The organism is Streptomyces sp. NPDC043870 (assembly GCF_056435785.1).
Genome location: NZ_JBWKDT010000097.1, coordinates 1 through 6,262, shown reverse-complemented (window position 1 = coordinate 6,262; position 6,262 = coordinate 1). Strand labels below are relative to the sequence as shown.

Genomic DNA, 6,262 nt, shown 5'->3' with positions numbered 1-6,262 from the left:
CCCCCCCCCCCCCCCCCCCCCCCCCCCCCCCCCCCCCCCCCCCCCCCCCCCCCCCCCCCCCCCCCCCCCCCCCCCCCCCCCCCCCCCCCCGCGGCGGTGTTCAGAGGCCGGTCAGGCGCTCCTGGATCAGTGCGCGTGACTCCTTGGGCGTGAGGGCACATGCCCCGAGCCGGTCCATCATGTCGCGGTACTGCTCGACGACCTGCGGCTTCTGACTGAACGTGCTGTCCGTCAGGTGCTCGATGTAGACGGCGTCCTTGAGGTCGCTCAGCGCGAAGCGGAGATACGTCACGCCCGTGCCGACGCCGACCGATGCCGTCACGTCCAGGGGAGCGATCTGCAGCGTGACACGGGGTTGCTGCGTCATCGCGACGAGCTGCGCGAGCTGCCCGCGCATCACCTGCGGACCGCCGACCGTGCGCATCAGTACCGACTCGTCGATCACCGCCCACAGGCGCGGACCGTCAGGCTGCGCGAGCTGCCGCTGCCGCTCCTGACGGAGGGCGACCCGGCGCAGGACGTCATGCGTGTACAGGCGGGCGGGCCCGGACTGGACGACCGCGCGTGCGTAGGCGGGGGTCTGCAGCAGTCCCGGTACGTAGAAGGGCTCGTAGGTGCGGATGGTCGAGGCCGCGCCTTCGAGGGCGACCAGCGGGGTGAAGAAGTCGGACAGGACGTCGCTGAAGGAGCACCACCAGTCGGCCCGGCGGGACTGCTCCACCAGCCGCAGGAACTCCGCGACGCGGTCCTCGCCGTCCACCCCGTAGAGACTCAGCAGGGCAAGGGCATCGGCCGGCTTGCAGCCGTGGCGGCCCAGTTCGATACGGCTGGTCTTCGACCGCGAGAAGCCGAGTCTGACGTCGACGGCGGAAGGGTCGAGTCCGGCACTGATGCGCAGCTCGCGCAGCTTGCCGCCCAGAATCACCTTCAGGGCGGTGGGGTTGCCTTCGACCGCCCCCAGCGGCCCGACGAACAACGACGGGCTCGGTTCGACTGAAGCCATCGCTTGCTCCTGCGGATGATGAGAAGACGACGACACTATCCCGCACTCCCGGGCGCGAGCCATGGGGAAGTGGTCGGCCGTGGAAGCGATTTCAGCCAATCATGGAGTCGAAATCGCCATCCCGGGCTCCCGCAACGAATGCCGCGACCTCGTCGCGCGTATAGACGAGCGCCGGACCGTGCGGATCGCGGGAGTTGCGCACGGCCACCCGGCCACCAGGCAGTGCGGCCAGCTCCACACAGTTCCCGGTGGCGTTGCTGTGGCTGCTCTTGATCCAGGTCGCCGAGACCAGCGTGTCCGCCTGCATGCCGTTGGAGTACTCCATGCCCACGAGCCCCTCTTCGTGCGTACGTCGGTCCGCCTCGGATCCGGCCACTGCAATCTCAGATGCAATTGCATTACCGAGCCGGACTCGACAATACTCGTTCCGCATCGACCGCCGCAGCGTCGAACACCGAAGCCTGCAGGGGGACATGACCAGTGACGATTTATACGTCAACCAGTTCGAGCACCAAGTCCTCGTACGGTGACTGGCGTTCGCCTGTGGAATTCGGCCCGAAACCGTTGTCCGACGGACCGCGTGCGCAGCGGCAGCAGGGTCTGGACGACTACCTCGCCCCGGGGGGCTTCGCCGCCTGCGGACTGGACGGCGGACTGCGAAACGCCCGTCAGGCACGCCGGTTCGTCGGCATCACCCTGCACGGCTGGGCCATGGACGCGCTCGCTCCCGACATGGAACTGGTCGCGGGCGAACTGGTCACCAACGCCGTCCGGCACGCCCTCGCCGAACCGTCGGAGGACCCCGCGGACTACCCCCTCTGGCTGGGCCTCTTCCGGCACCCCGGGCACGTCGTCTGCACGGTCACCGACCCCAGCTCCGACCCGCCGCGGCCGTGCGCACCCGAGACCCTGGAACTCGGCGGCAGGGGACTCGCTCTGATCAGTGAACTGAGTGACAGCTGGTCCTGGTGCCTGACGCCGCCGTGCGGCAAGGCCGTATGGGCAAGCCTCGCCCTGCCGGCGCGCGCGACCTGAGAACGCGGACGAGGGCGCGGATGCCCTGTGTGGCAGATGCCGGCATTCTGCCACACAGGGCATGGGATCAGCGTCCGTCGCCGGGCCGGTCGTCCGGACCGCACTTGTCCGGGCTCAGGTCAAAGTGCACGCAAGCGGTGACCTTCACGACGTAGTTGGACGTGGAGGAGTCGCTGTACGTGGTCTCTCCCTGGCCCTTGGTGTTCCAGAGGCGAAGGCCCCTGGTGTTCTTGCGGTCGAACTCCGAGTAGACGGAATTACCGTCCGCCCTCTCGTCGCGCACGGCAACATTCTTGTTGCCGGACGACTTCAGGCTGTACGCGTAAGAGATGTGGATGTTCGGGTTGGTGTGGTGGTTGAGCCTGGACGTGACGTCCTCGCCGGCGTCGGCGTAGGCCGGCGCTGCGCCCGCAAGGGCGCCGACCATGGCAACGGCCGTCGCGGCCTTCTTGGCACTCCTGGAAATCTGCATGCTTCTCCCCTTTGACGCAGCAACTCACCAGCTGCGGTTTGGCGGTCATCGCGATGAACGGCCTTCAGATGGCGCACCCATGGACAGGGCAGCGCAAGGCAGGAAGCGCCAAACGGCTTCCGCTGTAGAGACCCCCCATGGGAGCGAGAAAAAGGCCTTCCTCGCGTCCAGAACGAGATCTTATGCCAAAGCCAACGGCAGGCAAACGCACTTCTGTTGGGGCTCGCATCACCACTCGGCGCTTCGCTCAGGGCGTTCTGTGGTACGCCCAACTCCGTTATGGCATCAGTTGCTTGATGTCTCGTGTGCCGACATTGCTGCCCGTCCGTCAAGCTGTTTCAGTGACGCCGGAATCGACGTGTCGCACGTCACAGGCGCGGACTCGTGTACGCACTGTTCCGATCGCCTCAACTCTGCTTCACATGTCGGGACCATAAGCACCCATCGAGATCCTTAGGTCTGTTTTGCCTTCGTGACGCAACGTGAACGTGTCGAGGGTATGTGCAGGTTACTTCCTTTGCCTGGTGTTCACCTTGGCCTAATGTCGGCACCGATCGCGAGGGGCTGACCTCCCTCGCGCAACGTGGGGAAGATTCACGGGGGCGCTGTTTCATGCTCACCGGAAGAGCCCCTATCCGCGGGACGGGGGTGTCGCCTCTGCCCCGCAGCGGCACCGCGACGTCGCACGGTGAACGCGGCAACAGCTACCCGAGGGCACATCACGTGAGCAACTCCGACACCGGGCCCGCGCCCGACCCCGTACTGCACATTCAAGATCTGAACTACTCGGTCCGGAACCGGGCCCTGTTCAAGGGCCTGCAGCTCAGTGTCAGTGCCGGCGAGTCAGTGGCGATCACGGGTCCGAGCGGCTCGGGCAAGAGCACGCTGCTCTCGTCGATCCTCGGTCTGATCCAGCCGCACGACGGAAGCATCCGGGTGAGCGGTGCGGAAGTAACGAAGCTGCGGCGTGCGCAGATCGCCAAGCTGCGCAGCGAAACAATCGGCACGGTCTTCCAGTTCGGGGAGTTGCTGCCCGAACTCAGCCCGCTGGACAACGTCGCGCTGGCGGCGCTGTTGTCGGGTTCTGACCGCGTCGGCGGGTACCGCCAGGCACAGGAACTGCTGGACGAACTGGGCGTTCCGCGGGCTGAGACAACGGAGGAACTCTCCGGAGGTGAACATCAGCGAACAGCTGTGGCCCGCGCGCTGATCAACTCGCCCGAGCTGATCCTGGCCGATGAGCCCACCGGCTCCCTCGACCCTGACGCCACTGCTCGCATCGCGGAACTGCTCTTCGATCTCCCTCGGCGGCGCAGGTGTGGGCTGGTGCTGGTGACGCACGATGCCGAGGTTGCCGCACGAGCGGACCGGGTGCTGCGTCTTGAGGCCGGTCTGCTGGTTCCTGCCCGGGTGCGGGAGGCGGTGGAGGCGTGAGCGGGGCGAGGCATGGCGGCTTGTCACTTCGCCTCCTGCGCATGGGGCGCGACGCGGGTCGACGCTCGGAGGCGGCCGGTACCAGGGCCGCGGCCCTGGCGCTTTCGGCGTTCGCCGTCGCAGTGTGCCTGGGCCTGCTGGTGATGGTGCACGCCTCCTATGCCGGTAAGGAGCTGCGGCGTGACGCCAGGACTCCGGTCGGGCAGACGGAGCATTCGCAGGCCACCCGGGCCACGTTGTGGCTGGTCGGCTCGGACGCGCTGACAGGGCAGCGGAGTTTCAGCGTCGTATACATCGCGCCGCATACGCCGAATGCCCCGCTCCCTCCTGGGGTGGATCGTTGGCCAGGGCCGGGTGAGGCCGTTCTGTCCCCCGGTCTGCTGAAAGCCGGCGCCGGGGAGGGAATCGCCAGCCGTTACGGAAAGCTCTCGGGCACCGTCGGGCAGGAGGGGCTGGACGACCCTGGAGAGTGGCTCGCCTACGTCCGGCCCGTCAAGGGCATGAAGGCCGAGGCGCCGATCGAGGCCGTGGTCGGTTTCGGGCCGAAGGCAGGCATGCCGGCTGAAGGCTTGCAGCCCGGAACGGGGCGCGACAACGACAAGCCCGAGTGGATGTTCCAGGGCCTCGTCATCGGCCTGCTGCTCGTACCGAGTCTCGTGCTCCTGTTCACCGCACTCCGTGCCGGGGCACATGGCCGTGACCGCAGAGGCGCCCTGGTCGATGCCCTGGGAGGACTGAGGCGCGACCGCGCCCTGATCGCCGTGGGCGAGGCGATGCGACCGGTGACGGTGGGGGCCTTCGCGTCGATTCCGTTCTTCGCCGTGGCCGCGTTCGTCGACGTCCGGGTCCCGTACGTCGGCTATGTGATGTCATCCGCCGACGTGCGGCAGCATGGCTGGCCGGTACTGCTGACTCCGCTGGCTGTCACCGTCACGGCACTGGCCCTGGCGGTCATCAGCGATCAGCTGTCCAGCCGGGCCAAGGGGACCCGACCCGCCAACGCGAGCAGGTCACGCCGGCAGCGGTACCTCGCCATTCTCTGTGCGCCGGCGATCCTGCTCGCCAGCCGCGGTCCGGAACTCGCGGGCGACAGTTCGCAGTACCGGGCATGGATCAGCTGGATCGGCCTTGCCCTCGTCGTACTCACCCTGCCGGCCGGGGTGGCCGTCGTCGTGGCCAAGCTCGGGGGAAGCCTGGAGCGGACCGGGCGACAGCGGGGGTGGGCCGGTGCGCTGATCGCGGGCCGCCGCATCAGCCACCACCCGGCGGCCACGGCCCGCCTGGTCACCGGTGTGACGGTGGCGCTGATCGTCTTCATGCAGGCCCTCGCCTGGCAGGCGATGTTCGGGACCTACCACGCGAAGATCGAGGAGATCCTCGGCGCTGTCGACAGGAACGTGGCCGAAATCGGCCCCAGGGGGACGGTCTCCACCAGCGACGCCGCCGCTTATCTGAAGCGCATCCCCGAGGGCAATGTGCCCGTCGTCCTCGCGCCTCCCCGCACCGCCGACGATGGCCCCATCACGGTCAGCGGAGGATGTGATGCTCTTGAGAGCCTTCGCCTGCCGTGTTCGCCCACACCGGCCCGCGTCGATGTCGCTGTCGATCACCGCTTGCAGCAGCTGCTCCGCTGGAACACGGAGGGCGGCACCTATCTGAAGGTGGTCCGAGCCGACCACGCCGAACTGGCCAGGCAAACCGCGCAGAGCACCAACACCCTGGCGGTGGTGAGCGCCGATGGCGGCGTCCCTGCCGTCGCGGCTCTCAAGGAAGCCTCCTACCGGGCTTACCCCCGCGGGGCCCAGGTCCGCTTTCCCGGGGAGGAGTGGCTGGCGGACGGCATTCCGGACCGGGATCAGGGCCGGTGGATTCGGCTCTTCGGTGTGCTGGGGATGGGAATCCTCGTGCTCGCCATCGGCCTCAGTGGCAAAGCCGAGTTCCTGCGCCACGGCCGGGCACTGGCGCCGCTGACCGTGCTGACCGGCGGATACCGCGTCTTTCGCAGCAGTGCAGCCTGGACGATCGTTGCGCCGCTCGTGCTCGCCGCACTGGCGGGTTGCGTCGTCGCTGCCTGGACCGCACGCCCCGTCGCCCGGCCAGGAATGACCTACTTTGTCCCCTCGGGCCTCATGGCAGCCGCCGTCACCGTGGTGCTTGCCGTGTCTGTCGTGATGGGGCTGTGGGCTGCTCGGATCGCAGGGCAACAGGCACGCAACTGGCGGGGCTAGGCCCAATACCGGTGATTTAGGTGCTTTTCTGGCGTTTGCTGGTTGGTTTGGTGGGTGGAACGAGTGTGACTACCGCAGTGGGTGGTGGGG

At 67.9% G+C, this 6,262-nt stretch carries 6 protein-coding genes; 3 read left to right on the top strand and 3 right to left on the bottom strand.

The genetic code is table 11. The features are described from left to right. Positions 1 to 100: 100 nt before the first annotated feature. A complete protein-coding gene (locus AC0699_RS38955) occupies positions 101 to 1,003 on the bottom strand; it encodes a helix-turn-helix domain-containing protein (protein ID WP_478671130.1) in 903 nt (300 codons plus the stop codon). Positions 1,004 to 1,094: 91 nt separating this feature from the next. Beyond that, positions 1,095 to 1,328, bottom strand: coding sequence for a DUF397 domain-containing protein (locus AC0699_RS38950; protein ID WP_453669017.1), 234 nt, complete (start codon positions 1,326 to 1,328; stop codon positions 1,095 to 1,097). Positions 1,329 to 1,546: 218 nt separating this feature from the next. Here AC0699_RS38950 and AC0699_RS38945 point away from each other — a divergent pair, with 218 nt between their 5' ends. Continuing rightward, positions 1,547 to 2,038 carry an ATP-binding protein gene (locus AC0699_RS38945; protein WP_478671125.1) on the top strand — a complete coding sequence of 164 codons (492 nt, stop codon included), beginning with the start codon at positions 1,547 to 1,549 and terminating at the stop codon, positions 2,036 to 2,038. 67 nt (positions 2,039 to 2,105) lie between these two features. Here the strand turns inward: AC0699_RS38945 and AC0699_RS38940 are convergent, their stop codons facing one another. Beyond that, a complete protein-coding gene (locus AC0699_RS38940) occupies positions 2,106 to 2,510 on the bottom strand; it encodes a hypothetical protein (RefSeq protein ID WP_478671120.1) in 405 nt (134 codons plus the stop codon). Between the two features lie 723 nt (positions 2,511 to 3,233). Here AC0699_RS38940 and AC0699_RS38935 point away from each other — a divergent pair. Together AC0699_RS38935 and AC0699_RS38930 are read left to right on the top strand one after the other, a co-directional pair. Beyond that, the gene (locus tag AC0699_RS38935; protein WP_478671115.1) at positions 3,234 to 3,944 is read left to right on the top strand and encodes an ABC transporter ATP-binding protein; all 711 of its coding nucleotides are present in this window, start codon (positions 3,234 to 3,236) and stop codon (positions 3,942 to 3,944) included. 41 nt (positions 3,945 to 3,985) lie between these two features. Beyond that, positions 3,986 to 6,172: an ABC transporter permease gene (locus AC0699_RS38930; protein ID WP_478671111.1), complete on the top strand. Its 2,187-nt coding sequence runs from the start codon at positions 3,986 to 3,988 to the stop codon at positions 6,170 to 6,172. The last annotated feature ends 90 nt before the right edge of the window (positions 6,173 to 6,262 follow it).